We start from the raw sequence: 14456 nt of genomic DNA on the forward strand, positions 1-14456 counted from the left end.
GGTTGATGGTTTATGGAAAAAGAACAACATGGGCGACAAGATGAGCAGGAAGATCGGATGAAGGAAAAGCCGGGTAAAAGGCCGGACAAGGCTGGTATGGGTCAGTTTATCAAACTGATTGCGAGTGCGCATCCGCCCAAGGCCATTCTGATCATCGCCCTGATACTGACCCTGGTTCAGACGATTGCTGGTTTAATCGTACCAATGATGACCAAAGGGTTGATCGATGGCTTAACCTTTTCTTCACTGAACCGTATGGTCATTATTGGTTTGCTTGGCGCTTTTGTGCTTCAAGCGGTAGCTTCGGCAGTTTCGATCTATATGTTGAACTACGCCGGGCACAAAATAGTGGCTAATTTGCGCAAGCGCTTATGGCATAAAATTTTATCTCTACCCATTCCATACTTTGACCGGAATCGGTCAGGAGATACGATGAGTCGTGTCACTAATGATACAAGCCTGATTATGAACTTAATTACCGAGTATCTCGTGAATCTGATCTCTAATGTGATTGCGATTATTGGTGGTATTGCATTGTTATTTTATCTGGATTGGGTGATGACGCTCATTATTCTGACCATTGTTCCGCTAACAGCCCTGATTTTATTTCCGGTAGGCAGAAAAATGTATCGTATCTCCAAAAAACAGCAGGATGAGATGGCAGATCTGACCTCAGTGCTGAGTCAGGTTATCGGCGAAATCAGGCTGGTGAAGGCCTACGGAACGGAAAGCAGAGAGGCACAGGCCGGGGAGGATCGCATTTACCGTATGTTCCGCTTCGGGTTGCAGGAGTCACGTATATTGGCCCTTGTAGGTCCCATTTCTACCTTTTTGCTGACTGCGGTGCTCGTTATTATATTGGGTGTTGGTGGTGTTCGCGTCGCATCAGGTGTACTAACCGCGGGTGATTTGGTGGCTTTTATTTTGCTACTGTTTCAGGTGATTACACCGATGGCCCAATTCACGACCTTATATTCACGTCTGCAAAAGGTAGTTGGTGCCACTGAACGAATTCAGACTATTTTAGACCATGAAGAGGAACCACTTGAATTGAAGCAGGAAGCGGCAAAAGAGAGCAGAGATATTGTATTTCGTGATGTCGCTTTTTCCTATACCGAAGGTGAAGAGGTTCTTCATCGTGCAAACCTGGTCATTCCGGCTAACCGAACGACAGCATTCGTGGGACCGAGCGGGAGTGGGAAATCCACCTTGTTTTCATTGTTGGAGCGCTTCTATGTGCCAGATACAGGGGAAATTCGTTATGGAGACGAATCGATATCGTCATATACACTGTCCTCCTGGCGCTCGAAGATTGGTTATGTATCACAGGAGAGCTCGATGATGACCGGAACGGTTAGAGATAATATTACGTATGGCTTGGGGCGCGAAGCTGATTTGGAAGAAGTCAGACGAGCTGCCATGATGGCGTATGCGGATACATTTATTATGGATCTACCTCAAGGCTACGATACGGAGGTAGGGGAACGGGGAATGAAGCTGTCCGGCGGGCAGCGACAACGGATCGCCATTGCGCGTGCGCTTCTTCGCAGTCCTGACATCCTCATGCTGGATGAGGCTACCTCTAGCCTGGACAGCTCATCCGAGCATGAGGTGCAGAAGGCCTTAGCGAACTTGATGGAAGGACGCACGACGATTGTCATTGCACACCGATTGTCCACAGTGGTCCACTCCGATCAAATTATCGTGTTGGACAAAGGCAATGTGACTGGTGCAGGAACCCATGCCGAGTTATTAGAAACCCATCAGGTGTACCGCGAGCTGGCTCAAAAGCAGTTTGTGGAGATGGGGGAGAGAAGTATGGAGTATTAAAGGTCGCTTCGCGTGTGATTTGATCCACCGATCACTCCGCTTCTTCGGATTCAAATCACCCGCTCCACTGGTGCCGCAAAGCTTCATACTTTTGTGAAAGAGTAGGGGATTGGGCGTATTAGGAAATAAGGTTGGATTTTTGTGTTCAAATGTGTTACGCTTACTTTCCTTTTTTTGTATCGGAGCAAGTGAATGAGATGCAGAAATCGAGACTTGATATTCTTAGGAGGTAACTGAAATGGAGAATAAGTTTCAAAGTGCCTATCAAGAAGAACAGCATAGGCTGTCGCTTGCTATGGAGGAAATTGATCGGAGATTGGAACGGCTTCGCAATACGCCAGTGTACACCGGGCATGACTTTACGGAGCAAGTACTGGAATCTGCACGGGAGGAAAAACGCCAGGCTTTGACCAAAAGCTCGCAGGAGCCTTATTTTGGGCGTATGGATTTTGACGAGCGCGGTAGAGGTCAGCGCAAGCCACTTTATATCGGTAAGATCGGGGTGGAGCGTGAAGAAACGTCAGCATATCCGCTGGTGATTGATTGGCGTGCACCGATTGCCAGTTTGTTTTATTCGTTTACAGGTGGTGAGGAAACGGCGTCCTACGAAGCTCCTGAGGGAACTGTCGAGGGCTTGGTGTATCTGAAACGCAACGTTGTCATTCGGAAAAGAATCCTGGAACGGGTAGCTGATACGTACAATCGTGAAAGTGACGAGCCTGCCGTTTCTGATGAGTTTCTCGTTTATCGTTTGGGAGAGAACAAGGATAACCGTTTACGGGATATCGTATCTACCATTCAAGCGGAGCAGGATCAGATCATCCGCGCGGCTAAAAATACAGCCCTCGTTATTCAAGGGGTAGCCGGTAGTGGCAAGACGACCGTAGCGCTCCATCGACTCGCATTTTTGCTGTATCAATACAAGAATCAGGTGTCGGCGGACAAAATGGTTATTTTCGCACCAAACCACATGTTTCTCGATTATATTTCAGATGTACTTCCAGAGCTGGGGGTTGGAAATATTCAGCAAAGTACATTTGCAGACTGGGCGTTAGGCTTGCTGGGGCTGGATTTACCTCTGGCAGATCCTACCGAAACGTTATCTTATTGGTTTGAAAGTGGCAGCTTGAGAACGGAATCTATGGATGAGGCGCCGGGTAGATTTAAGGGATCGGTTCATTTTATGAAGCTGCTTCAGGATTTTGTGGAACGACTGGAGCCTATCTCGGTGCCTGAGGGCGACTTTTCACCTTGGGATGGGGCGGTGCTGCCGCGAACTGAGATTTTGAATTGGTTCAATGAGGAATATAAGCCCTATCCGCTCGCGAAGCGGAAGGAGCGTGTGCTGGCAAGAGTCCATCGCTGGATTGAAATGGAACTGAAAAAGTCACCTTCGGCGGCTGCGCTCAAGGAAGGAAAGAAAAAAGCCGGATCTCGGGAAAAGGCGTATGCTAAAAAATGGCCACAATATGACGCACTGACGCTTTATAAGCAGCTTTTTCAGGCAACTAAAGGATTACCTGCAGAGACCGCTGCGGAAATGAAGGCTTCTTTGCCGGCTCCCATCTTTAAGGCCACACAGTCAGACCTGCGAAATCAGATCATCCGTGAAGAGGATCTGACTGCGTTGGTGTATCTTCACGTGCTGATTCATGAGGTAGAATCATCTCAACGTTTTGACCATGTGGTCATTGATGAAGCGCAGGATTTTTCACCTTTTCATATCGCTCTCCTGGATTTGTTCGTAAAAGGGCATTCCTTTACAATACTGGGCGATTTATCGCAGGGAATTCATGAATATCGTGGTGTACATGCATGGGAGGAAATGAGTTCACTATTTGTGCCTGAACAAACGGGGTATTTTGCACTTACACGGAGTTATAGATCAACTTTGGAAATTATAGAATTTGCAAATACAATTTTGGAGCAGGGAGTACGTGGCGGCATTACAGCGGTTCCGGTATTTCGTAGCGGTGATCCGGTGCGTACTGTGTCTTACGACTCGTCCATGCGTGAACAGAGTTTACTTACCGCTCTAAAAGAGCTTTCCTCCAAGGAGTATCGTACGGTTTCCGTACTGACACGTACCTTAAAAGAAGCTGTAGAGCTGCATGAGGTTTTCACCAGTGCGGGGTTGGATGTCCATTTGATTGATGGTGGTAAAAAGCAATATGAAGGCGGCTTGTCTGTACTGCCTGTATATCTGTCCAAAGGTCTGGAGTTTGATGCAGTTATTGTGGCCGATGCCGACCAGGATCATTATGGAGAACGGACTTGGGATGCCAAGCTGTTGTATGTGGGATGTACCCGTGCGCTGCATGAGCTGTGGCTATTGCATGACGGTCCACTTCCAAGTTACGTACCGGCGCAAACGGAGTAATTAGAACGCTGAAGGTCATGCCAACCAAAGAACAGCCACGAAATTCATTTTTCGTCCTAGGCTGTTCTTTCTTTTTAGTTGAATCACAGGTAAGGCTACAGTTATACCGTGACCAGGCTATCTGCAACTTGTTAACCGATATGGTAGAATAAGAGGCGGTTTATAATCGTTTTAATACAGTAGATCGATTGAATTTTCATGTCTTTTAGCTGTATGGGCGAACTTGTTTTCAATGAAAAAAGAAAGTGTTCGTTCATAAATGATAAGGAAGTGAATGAATTGGACTTATTTTCATATTCCCAGGAGTCAACGCCAAACAATCGGTTGCTTGCAGACCGCCTGCGTCCGACATCGCTGGATGAATATATTGGACAGGAGCATGTTGTGGGTCCAGGCAAGCTACTGCGGAGAGCTATAGAGGCCGATCAGGTTTCTTCTATATTGCTGTACGGGCCACCGGGATGCGGCAAAACGACACTGGCACATATCATTTCTCAACACACGCAAGGTGATTTCGTCCGTCTAAATGCAGTAGAAGCATCTGTAAAGGATGTAAGAGAAGTCATTGACCGTGCACAGACGAATAAATCGATGTATGGCAAAAAGACTATTCTGTTTCTTGACGAGGTCCATCGTTTTAACAGTTCGCGTCAGGATGCATTGCTGCCTGCGGTGGAAAAGGGAACGATCGTATTTATCGGCGCCACGACGGAAAACCCCTTTCACTACGTCAACGGCGCTTTAATGAGCCGTTCTACGTTATTTCAGCTTGAAGCGCTAACCCGGGAGCATTCGCTGGCTGCTATGCGCCGTGCCTTGAGCGATGCGGACAAGGGGCTCGGCTATATGCAGCTTCAGGTAGATGAAGCTGCACTGGACCACATCGCGTCCATGGCGAACGGCGATATCCGCCGTGCATTGAACGCACTGGAGCTAGCGGCGCTCACGACCCCTCCGCTGGCAGACGGCACGATTCATGTGACGCTGGAAGTGGCAGAGGAATCCATCCGCCGCCCGATTGTCAAGGCAGACGAGTCCACACAATATGACGTGCTGTCTGCCTTTCACAAAAGCATTCGCGGTTCCAGCGACGCGGCGCTGTTCTGGTTCCTGTATGCCGTAGAGAAGCTCGGCATGGACCCGATGACTTTTATTCGCCGCCTCATTGCAGCGAGCAGCGAGGACATTGGTCTGGCGAACCCGCAGGCGATGGTGCAAGCGGTGAGTGCGCTTGAGGCCTACCGCAATAACGGCTGGCCTGAGGCCAAACTGAACATTGCACAGGCCATTTTGTTCGCCGTGGAAAGTCCCAAGTCGAATGCCGTATACACGGCGATTTCACGGGCCATGTCGGCCATGGACGATATAAAATCGGCCGAGGTGCCGCTACATCTGCGCGATGCACATTACAAAGGCTCGGAAAAACTCGGCCATGTTGGCTATCAATATCCGCATAATTTTCCGAATCACTATGTGAGACAGCAATACTTGCCCGATTCGATAGCAGACCAGACCTTTTACCAGGCCACTGAGCAGGGAAATGAGTCTAAAATCAGGCAAAACCAACGTTGGCGGGATTCACAGTCTTAATATATGTGTGACTTTAATATACGAAGTGTGTACGACATTGTCAGGTTACACGATGATCTTGCAAGAGCGAAGAAGGGAATAAAAGAAATGAAAGACGTACTATTCGTCGCAGCAGGTGGAGCGCTCGGAACCTCTGCTCGCTACAGTATACAATTATTATTGCCTGCGGCTGGGGCAGACTTTCCATTTGGCGTCCTGTTAATGAATTGGCTTGGCTGCCTGTTTCTCGGCTGTTTTTTTACGGTGACCTTGCGATCATGGCGGATCAACCCCCGCTGGCGACTTGCCATCGGAACAGGCTTTACAGGGGGATTTACTACCTTTTCCACTTTTACAGTGGATGCTGTACGCCTCACGGTTCACGATCGTATGCTGACGGCTATATTGTACTTGCTGCTTAGCGTAGGCGGGGGCTTGTTTTTGACGTGGGCAGGTATCCGTTTAGGCACAAAAATGACACAGGTTGCCCCTAAGGAGGAGCATTTATGATTTGGTGGGCGGCAGCAGGTGGGATGGTAGGTACTTTAGCTAGATACGGGCTTGGCATGTGGGCCGGAAAAAGGTTGGGTACTGTATTCCCGTGGGGGACGTGGATCATTAATATTAGCGGTTCATTGCTGCTAGGCTGGCTGTATGGCGAGTTTGCGCAACACAATTTGTCTCCTGCACTCTGGATGCTACTGGGAACCGGTTTTTGTGGCGGCTACACCACCTTTTCCACATTCGGCTATGAATCTCTTCAACTGATGGAACACAAAAAATACCGACGTATGGCTATGTATGTATTATCTTCTGTAATAGTAGGAGTTATAGCTGCAGCAATCGGGTACAGGGTCAGTTATACCTTATAAATTTTCAAAATGACATGTGAGCACACCATAAAAGCTTCCAAACCCTCACTCAAGGCGTTATCAGCCATGAATAGGAGGGCGGAAGCTTAGTGCTGTGTTTATTTAACTATTTTTTATCTCGTTCTTTGTATAATTCAGGTAAAAGGGCTTTGAGTTCAGGTCGTGGATCAGGGTCAGACAGCTTCATTTCCTCTAGCGTTTGGACGGCAATCCGCAGTACAGTATAATCTCTGTACCAACGATTGTCTGAAGGAACAACATACCAAGGTGCTTGCTTGGTTGCACTTAGCTCTAGTACCTCCTCATAGTATTGGGTATATTGCTTCCAAAATTTCCGTTCCTGCAAATCACTCGGATCAAGCTTCCAGTTTTTGCGAGGCTTCTCAATCCGGTCAATCAGCTTTTCCAACTGGAATTGCTTTGAAATATGTAAAAAGATTTTAACCACCTTTACACCACTATCCAGCAACAACTGTTCAAAATGCTTGATATGCTTCATATTCTGCTTGGCCTGCTTATCGGATACCTGTCCGTGAACACGTGTAATCAGCACATCCTCGTAGTAAGAACGGTTGAACGCCGCAATATATCCGCGTCCTGGAGTTACGCTATGGGCGCGCCACAAGAAATCATGGCTTAATTCCTCAGTCGTAGGTGATTTGAAGCTGTGTACAGTCACCCCGGCAGGGTTAAGATTAGAAAATACCTGCTTGATCACGCCATCTTTTCCGCTGCAATCCATACCCTGGAATACAAACAAAACGGCTTGTTTTTTCTCTGTAAATAATTTACTTTGTAATTCGGCAAAGCGTTCCTTCAATTGATCTGTTTCCTGTCGGATTTCTTCTTTATTTTTAATATTCTTCGTATCCTTGGGGTCCCATTCTTTCAAAGAAACTTTCTTACCCGGTGTCAGCATTCCTAATGAATCAGACATAAAGGCACGCTCCTTTTCAATTGAAGTAATGATCTTGTCTACATCATATACCCAAATGGGGGCGTTATCAAAAATTTCTTAGTGTCGCAATCCGTTTAACAACCGATGAGCGCATGAATGAACCTCTTCACGTAAGTTGCCCACAATGAGCAAGTTGTCATTACTCACAGTCATGCAGAAAGACGATATCAACAGAAACGGTTACACTTCCACTCCTAGACGCAGCTTGAAATTTAACTCTACTTTGATCCATGTAACTCATAACAAGGGATTATAATACTTTTGACATAGTAATCTGTTTATTTCAGTCCATTGGTCACATAATATAAAAGGAAATATCAGGATAATAGATGGATGTCCCTAAACATCCCCTTCTGATAAGATTATTTCCATCAAAATTAAAGTGGGCGTGGTTAAAATGGGGAGAATATTAGTTCCACCTGACAAACTGATGGAAGTTGCTGATCAGTTTTTACAAGGAAAGCATGAATTGGAACGTATGCTGAATTTCTTGAATGGACGAATTGATTTTGTCCAACAAGGCTGGTATGGTGCCACCCAAGAGAGATTTTTTCAGGAATTTCAGGTTTCTCGACAATCCATGAGTGTAACAATTGACCGACTATCGACAGTAGCACAAGAACTTATTTTTATTTCAAAAAACTTTACACAGGTAGATGGAGAAAAAGTCGTATTGAATGTGCCCTGGCTTGGTGCCCCTGTTAAAACGGCATCCACAGGTGAAGGTTGGTTACATAAAATCTTTGAACAGATTGGACAAGCTGAGATTACCAAGGCTGAAGCTCAATTGGAAGCTAGCAAACTTCAAGGAGAAATCCTTTGGGATACTGCACAGGGAGCAAAAGGAGCTATTCAGGGAAATTTGACATTGGGGATGCTGCCAGATAAAGAACGAGATTATGATCATCCCATGGCAGCTAAAGTAGGAGAAATCCTCGGGAATGTAGCTACAACATTGCAGGGGGCTGGTGAGGTAGTAGCTGGATTGGGTGGAGAAGGATTATCAGTTGCTATATCATCTACAGGCGTAGGGAGTATAATCGGAGTGCCCGGATTAATTGGATCGGCAGCTTTGGCGGCGCATGGAGCTACAACTGCGGTTAAAAGTGCAAGTGGAGTAGGGGAAAGCTCAGCGGAATTGTGGCAGATGGCCAAAGGAGAAGGTAGAGGTTCGTCTAACTCCCCAGAAGTTAAGGTAGAAAAGGTACCTGATGGTTTTGAAGGAACGGGTGAAATTCAAAAGAGAACATATGAGCCTAGCCCTAAACATGATCCTCAAAGTGGGTGGGGGAGTCCTAACCCCATTCCAGACGCTGAGACAGGGCAAAAGTTATTGGATGCAGCCTATTCATCTTCAAAAAATAAGCAATTATATAATATTTATGAGGGGAAGCTTGTTAAATTTCAACCAGATGGTGAAACGGGTTGGCATCCATATGAGGTTACGAACCCTGCTAGGGAAGTACCTGCCGATGTATTGAGGCAGTTCCTAAGGGATGGTAAAATTACGAAAGTGGAGTACAATAAGCTATTAAGAAATAAGTGAGGTGCGTTATTCTGAGAACATTTGGAGATAAAAGTACTTTTGCTATCCAATATGAACTTGTAAATAATCCTTTTAATGAAAAGAGTTTAGCTGGTGAATCATGGGGAGAAATTGAAATTTTTGTTCGAGGAAGAAATATTTTTGAGTTCAAGAAAGAGAATGTTGTAACACCTTTTCAATGGAACTTAATTTATATTGTTGAATGGTTTAGTGAAAATCATATGCATATATTGAGTGATGAAGCATTTCCTCTTCCAGTTGAAGGACAAAACTCTCTTGAACTTATAGATAATTGTTTGTTGTTTGATTCCGACAATGACGCTGAATTTGATCAATGGTTCGATACAAAGCAAGAATGGGAGTTTAAACACTCATGGTTTTCAAATAGAGCAGGCTCATTTTTGCCTGATGTATTCTTCAGGAGAGTTAACGATAAAATAGAGATTGCATGGGATAATGAGTCTACGTACTCTTCGGAAGGGATCACTTTCATGAATCCAATTGGAGTTGAATATATTCCCATTGGTATATTTGATTCTACTGTAAGGAATTTTGTTGAAGATTTCTTGGATAATCTTCTATTGAATTCTAAGAACAAAAGTGACGCCGAAAAAATTTGTGAAAAAATAAAGGGCTTAATAGTCCAAGAATAGTTTTACTGCTTGATTAGCTTTGTGCCTCTAAGGTCTTTTTCGATGGGCTATCATTGTCCAATAAACTAATTATTAAACTCCTAATAGCCTGTATACTTTGGAAACCTTTTTACAGGAAATGTTTGTTCAGCATGATAGACATAATAAAGAGCAGATAACCAATTCCCTTCGACTTATGGCTAAAAACATGTAACAGAAAAAAAGTCGCTCCTCCCAAATCAGGAGAGACGACTTTTTTATTACGGCTATTCAATGTTAATTGTCATTCATTCAAACCGTTTCAGGCTGAAGTTTTTCAACCTTATCAATGGTTCCCCCACCCAGACAACGTTCCCCGTCATAAAATACAACTGCTTGTCCAGGGGTAATGGCCTTTTGATGTACATCAAATACGACATGCACGGTCCCATCCGCAAGCCATTGTAAAGTGACTTGCTGGTCAGGCTGACGGTAACGGAACTTGGCTGTGCAGCGGAATTCGCCGGATGGACGTGCATCTGCGCCTTCAATCCAGTTTACATCCGTGGCAATCAGGCTGGTAGAATACAGGCTGTGGTGACGATCACCTTGTACCACATACAGGATGTTCTTCTCCAGATCCTTATCTGCTACGAACCATGGTTCGCCTGAACCTGAACCGCCAATGCCCAAGCCTTGTCGTTGACCCAGTGTATAGTACATCAGACCATCGTGGCGTCCTTTGACTTCACCCGTAGCAATATCCACCATATCTCCACCTTTTGCAGGCAGATATCCACTCAGAAACTCCTTAAAATTGCGTTCGCCGATAAAGCATACGCCCGTGCTATCTTTTTTCTTGGCTGTATAAAGTCCCGCAGCTTCTGCGATTTTACGTACTTCTGGTTTCGGCAGATGACCGATCGGAAACATGGCTCGCGACAACTGTGTTTGGCTTAATGCATTCAGGAAATAAGTCTGATCCTTGTTGCTGTCCACACCTCGCAGCAAAGTAAAGCGGCCGTCTTCCTCCACAACCCGTGCATAATGTCCAGTAGCAACATAATCTGCTCCCAAATCCAGCGCTTTGTTCAGAAACTCGCCGAACTTAATTTCACGGTTGCACATGACATCTGGATTGGGTGTGCGTCCAGCTTTATATTCATCAAGAAAATAGGAGAATACTTTATCAAAGTATTCTTTTTCAAAATTGACTGTATAGTAAGGAATGTCGATCTGTTCACAGACGCGGCGTACATCCTCCGCATCCTCTTCAGCCGTACAACGGCCAAATTCATCCGTGTCATCCCAATTTTTCATGAAGATGCCGATTACGTCATAGCCCTGCTCCTTTAGCAGCAGCGCGGTAACGGATGAGTCGACGCCACCGGACATGCCGACGACGACACGGGTTTCATGATTGGCTTTAGCCATGGTCATCACCCAATTCTTTCAATATTGTTGTAGAACCCACCTATTGTAACATAAACGATAATAAGTTACGATGTTTGGATGAACAAACGACACGGCGAACGATGCAAGAAAGCTACATAAAACGGGCTAAATCTGTTGCTAATCGCTCGAAAGCAACTTTTTTTAAGATTGTTACCGTAATGTTTCCCTTTACCTGCCCTAATATGTTAACATAAGCTGAGGGTTAGGATCGGAATAGAGAGGTTTACAACTCCAAATATTCCGCGTGTTTAACGGAATTGTTAATATAAGCGAGGTGCCACAATTGAAAATATCAACGAAAGGCCGTTACGGCCTGACCATTATGATGGAGCTTGCGGCCAGGTTTGGCGAAGGTCCAACTTCTTTAAAAAGTATTGCCGAAAAAAATCAGCTATCAGAGCATTATCTGGAGCAGCTCATTGCGCCTTTGCGTAATGCAGGTTTGGTAAAAAGTATCCGTGGTGCTTATGGCGGTTATATTTTGGCGAATGAACCGTCAGGCGTAACAGCAGGAGACATCATTCGTGTGCTGGAAGGCCCGATTTCTCCAGTTGATTTTACGGAAGAAGACGATCCGGCAAAACGTCAGCTCTGGCTGCGAATTCGTGACAGCATTGCTGAAGTGCTGGATTCAACTACACTCAAGGACTTGATCACATACCAAGAACATGATGAATTGGATAACTACATGTTTTATATTTAATTTCCAATTGTGTATATAACAAGAGATATCTTGGCTCATCAAACGTTTTAGCCCCATTATATGGGGCTTTAATTCTATATAAAATACATTAAAATTGTCTATCCTGTAAATTACCAAGCTTGAGCATGTCTGAGAGTTATTTTTTACGGACCAATCCCTTTTTTGATTTCGTCATAAGCAGCTTGAGCTTTGGCCAAAGCTTTTTATAGTACAATCTCTTCGTGATATCTGTCTTCTTACACCGATAATCGGATCAAGGGGGCCTCCGTAAAAACTTGCAATGAAATGCTCTTACAAAAACTTTTAAAGTGCATTATATCAATAAAGAAGTATATAATGGAACTTCAGCAATACTAAAAACAAGATGTTCTATATTTGAGGTGGATAACATGAACAGAATTTATCTGGATCATGCCGCATCGACTCCTATGCATCCTGAGGTTGCGCAGACTATGATGGATATCATGACCGGCCAATTCGGCAACGCTTCGAGCGTTCATGCCTTTGGCCGCGATGCCAAGCGCACCGTCAGCGCAGCGCGGGATGCCGTTGCGGCCTCTTTGGGCTGCAAGCCTGAAGAAATTATATTTACGAGCGGAGGGACAGAGAGTGATAATCTGGCCCTGTTTGGGACGGCTACGGCAGATGGTCGTACTTCCGGCCATATTATTACAACCGCGATTGAACATCACGCCGTGCTTCATGCTTGCGATGAGCTGGAAAAAGCGGGATACCAGGTGACCTATGTCCCAGTCAATGGTTTTGGGCGTGTGAATCCTGCGGACATTGAGGCAGCTATTCGCCCGGATACTTTTTTGATCAGCATGATGTATGCCAACAATGAAGTGGGCGTCATTCAGCCGATCCAAGAAGTAGGACAGATTGCGAGAGAGCATGGAATTATATTTCATGTAGATGCAGTCCAAGCCTTCGGGCATATATCCATCGACTGCGGGAACCTCCCGATTGACTTACTTAGTGTGTCTGGCCATAAGATTAACGGACCGCAAGGAGTGGGTGCATTGTATATCCGTCAGGGTACACGCATTCAGCCGCTAATGCATGGGGGACTTCAGGAGAAGAAACGCCGTGCAGGAACAGAAAACATCGCCGGCATTGCTGGGCTTGCTAAAGCCGCAACTCTTGCCAATGCTTCCATTGAAGAGCGAGGAGCACACGATATGGCTCTTCGCCAAACGCTGCTAAAAGCGTTGGAAAGCTCTCTGGGCAGCGATGAGTTTATAATCAATGGCGATCCTGAACATTTTGTGCCTAATGTGCTAAATATTAGCTTTCCGGCCATTGGTACAGAGACCATGCTGATGAATCTCGATATGGAAGGAATCGCAGCTGCCAGCGGATCAGCCTGCACTTCGGGGTCTTTAGAGCTATCGCATGTGTTGCAGGCGATGGATCTTCCTGAAGATGTTTTGAATTCAGCGATTCGATTTAGCTTCGGTTTGGGTAATACTACGGAAGAAATGGAATACACGGCCAAGAAAATTGAAACTATATGGAAGCGGCTGCGTACTAGGTACTAGGGATTTCTCCGCATTTTAGTAAGAAGGGAGGAGCGGTTTCCATTTCATTGCATGAACGGAAGCAAGGTATTGACAGGCATGTAGGAAAAACACCGCACCTTCGTTCGGACTGCATAGTAAGGAGGGACCCTATATATGAGGCTTCAAGACATGATCGGACTTGCTGTTTTCGATGTCGAGGACGGGAAGCAGATTGGTAAAATACATGACTTTATGTTGACAGCTGATTGGCGAATTACAGGGATTGAGCTAGAAGGTAAAGGGCTTTTTTCATCTCATGTCAAAATGGTGGCCTGGGATGACATCGTTGCTTATGGTGAAGATGCGATCATGATTCGCAATCAGCAGGCCGTCCGTAAAACAGAGGCCCATGATATACAACATACGTACTTGCTTGGACCCGGTAAACTGAAGGATTTATCCGTGCTAACAGAGGAAGGGCTTATGCTCGGGCACATCTCGGATGTTTATTTTGACCAGGAAATGGGCAATAACATAATAGGCTTGGAAATCAGCGATGGTTTTGTATCGGATATTATTGAAGGGCGGAAATGGCTGCCCTGCACCGAAGATATGTCCATCGGGGAAAATGCTGTTATGGTTCCCCCGTTAAGCGAGCAGCGTCTGGAAAAAGCCGTATATTCTGTTAATGGATAGGGTGAGTTTATTGAGATGTCCGAATTGTAATTCCAAAGATATCGGAAAAATTGGCTCCCATCAATTTTATTGCTGGGGATGCTTTATCGAACTTCAAGTGAATGGTGAAAAAATGTCTGTCTACCAAGTGGAAGAGGATGGAACGCTCAGTTCGCTGGACGACTTATTCTTTGGAGATGAGATGGCACAACAGGACTTGCCGCAAATTCACGCTTCTTCCTAAGTTTGACTCGGGAAGTGGACAGGCTGTTTACGAAGAGGTGTGATCTTCCCCCTATGGCTTAACATATAGCTAAGTGGGTTGGATCATGCTTAATAAAAAATGAAGAGGGTG

The 14456-nt window shown here is 45.4% G+C and carries 13 protein-coding genes; 11 read left to right on the forward strand and 2 right to left on the reverse strand.

Annotated features, from left to right (window positions below; genetic code table 11):
- Nucleotides 1-12: 12 nt before the first annotated feature.
- The 5 genes from C400_RS0108925 to crcB (C400_RS0108945) all read left to right on the forward strand — a co-directional run bounded on the left by C400_RS0108925 (nucleotide 13) and on the right by crcB (C400_RS0108945) (nucleotide 6651).
- On the forward strand, nucleotides 13-1830 hold the full coding sequence (locus C400_RS0108925; RefSeq protein ID WP_017426715.1) for an ABC transporter ATP-binding protein: 1818 nt from the start codon (nucleotides 13-15) through the stop codon (nucleotides 1828-1830).
- Nucleotides 1831-2068: 238 nt separating this feature from the next.
- Nucleotides 2069-4210: a HelD family protein gene (locus C400_RS0108930; protein WP_017426716.1), complete on the forward strand. Its 2142-nt coding sequence runs from the start codon at nucleotides 2069-2071 to the stop codon at nucleotides 4208-4210.
- A gap of 279 nt (nucleotides 4211-4489) precedes the next feature.
- Nucleotides 4490-5800, forward strand: coding sequence for a replication-associated recombination protein A (locus C400_RS0108935; RefSeq protein ID WP_017426717.1), 1311 nt, complete (start codon nucleotides 4490-4492; stop codon nucleotides 5798-5800).
- Nucleotides 5801-5887: 87 nt separating this feature from the next.
- Nucleotides 5888-6289 carry a fluoride efflux transporter CrcB gene (gene crcB / locus C400_RS0108940; RefSeq protein WP_017426718.1) on the forward strand — a complete coding sequence of 134 codons (402 nt, stop codon included), beginning with the start codon at nucleotides 5888-5890 and terminating at the stop codon, nucleotides 6287-6289.
- The gene (crcB, locus tag C400_RS0108945; RefSeq protein ID WP_016819117.1) at nucleotides 6286-6651 is read left to right on the forward strand and encodes a fluoride efflux transporter CrcB; all 366 of its coding nucleotides are present in this window, start codon (nucleotides 6286-6288) and stop codon (nucleotides 6649-6651) included. The genes crcB (C400_RS0108940) and crcB (C400_RS0108945) overlap by 4 nt, the downstream gene beginning before the upstream one ends.
- 106 nt (nucleotides 6652-6757) lie before the next feature.
- On the opposite strand, the gene C400_RS0108950 is transcribed toward crcB (C400_RS0108945), so the two are convergent.
- Nucleotides 6758-7588 (reverse strand): PPK2 family polyphosphate kinase, encoded by an 831-nt coding sequence (locus C400_RS0108950; protein WP_016819116.1) that lies wholly within the window; start codon nucleotides 7586-7588, stop codon nucleotides 6758-6760.
- Between the two features lie 418 nt (nucleotides 7589-8006).
- Here C400_RS0108950 and C400_RS26155 point away from each other — a divergent pair, with 418 nt between their 5' ends.
- Both C400_RS26155 and C400_RS0108960 read left to right on the forward strand, forming a co-directional pair.
- Nucleotides 8007-9155, forward strand: a complete 1149-nt coding sequence (locus tag C400_RS26155; protein WP_025365609.1) for a WXG100 family type VII secretion target — start codon at nucleotides 8007-8009, stop codon at nucleotides 9153-9155.
- Nucleotides 9152-9808: a DUF5984 family protein gene (locus C400_RS0108960; RefSeq protein ID WP_017426720.1), complete on the forward strand. Its 657-nt coding sequence runs from the start codon at nucleotides 9152-9154 to the stop codon at nucleotides 9806-9808. The genes C400_RS26155 and C400_RS0108960 overlap by 4 nt, the downstream gene beginning before the upstream one ends.
- Before the next feature lie 270 nt (nucleotides 9809-10078).
- Here the strand turns inward: C400_RS0108960 and mnmA are convergent, their stop codons facing one another.
- On the reverse strand, nucleotides 10079-11200 hold the full coding sequence (gene mnmA / locus C400_RS0108965) for a tRNA 2-thiouridine(34) synthase MnmA (protein WP_025365607.1): 1122 nt from the start codon (nucleotides 11198-11200) through the stop codon (nucleotides 10079-10081).
- A 304-nt stretch (nucleotides 11201-11504) separates the two neighbouring features.
- Between mnmA and cymR the strand changes: the two genes are divergently transcribed.
- From cymR to C400_RS0108985, 4 genes are all read left to right on the forward strand, one after another.
- Nucleotides 11505-11924 carry a cysteine metabolism transcriptional regulator CymR gene (cymR, locus tag C400_RS0108970; protein ID WP_013372613.1) on the forward strand — a complete coding sequence of 140 codons (420 nt, stop codon included), beginning with the start codon at nucleotides 11505-11507 and terminating at the stop codon, nucleotides 11922-11924.
- A 389-nt stretch (nucleotides 11925-12313) separates the two neighbouring features.
- The gene (locus C400_RS0108975) at nucleotides 12314-13465 is read left to right on the forward strand and encodes a cysteine desulfurase family protein (protein WP_017426722.1); all 1152 of its coding nucleotides are present in this window, start codon (nucleotides 12314-12316) and stop codon (nucleotides 13463-13465) included.
- Between the two features lie 135 nt (nucleotides 13466-13600).
- Complete coding sequence (locus C400_RS0108980) at nucleotides 13601-14122, forward strand: PRC-barrel domain-containing protein (RefSeq protein ID WP_017426723.1); 522 nt, start codon at nucleotides 13601-13603, stop codon at nucleotides 14120-14122.
- Between the two features lie 10 nt (nucleotides 14123-14132).
- The gene (locus C400_RS0108985) at nucleotides 14133-14345 is read left to right on the forward strand and encodes a hypothetical protein (protein ID WP_013311529.1); all 213 of its coding nucleotides are present in this window, start codon (nucleotides 14133-14135) and stop codon (nucleotides 14343-14345) included.
- The last annotated feature ends 111 nt before the right edge of the window (nucleotides 14346-14456 follow it).

Source organism: Paenibacillus sp. ICGEB2008 (genome assembly GCF_000307675.1).
GTDB lineage: Bacteria > Bacillota > Bacilli > Paenibacillales > Paenibacillaceae > Paenibacillus > Paenibacillus polymyxa.

Coding starts and splice junctions, on each gene's coding strand:
- crcB (WP_017426718.1), top strand. CDS start 5,888: ATGAAAGACGTACTATTCGTCGCAGCAGGTGGAGCGCTCGGAACCTCT.
- C400_RS0108980 (WP_017426723.1), top strand. CDS start 13,601: ATGAGGCTTCAAGACATGATCGGACTTGCTGTTTTCGATGTCGAGGAC.
- C400_RS26155 (WP_025365609.1), top strand. CDS start 8,007: ATGGGGAGAATATTAGTTCCACCTGACAAACTGATGGAAGTTGCTGAT.
- C400_RS0108950 (WP_016819116.1), bottom strand. CDS start 7,588: ATGTCTGATTCATTAGGAATGCTGACACCGGGTAAGAAAGTTTCTTTG.
- crcB (WP_016819117.1), top strand. CDS start 6,286: ATGATTTGGTGGGCGGCAGCAGGTGGGATGGTAGGTACTTTAGCTAGA.
- mnmA (WP_025365607.1), bottom strand. CDS start 11,200: ATGGCTAAAGCCAATCATGAAACCCGTGTCGTCGTCGGCATGTCCGGT.
- C400_RS0108930 (WP_017426716.1), top strand. CDS start 2,069: ATGGAGAATAAGTTTCAAAGTGCCTATCAAGAAGAACAGCATAGGCTG.
- C400_RS0108975 (WP_017426722.1), top strand. CDS start 12,314: ATGAACAGAATTTATCTGGATCATGCCGCATCGACTCCTATGCATCCT.
- C400_RS0108925 (WP_017426715.1), top strand. CDS start 13: ATGGAAAAAGAACAACATGGGCGACAAGATGAGCAGGAAGATCGGATG.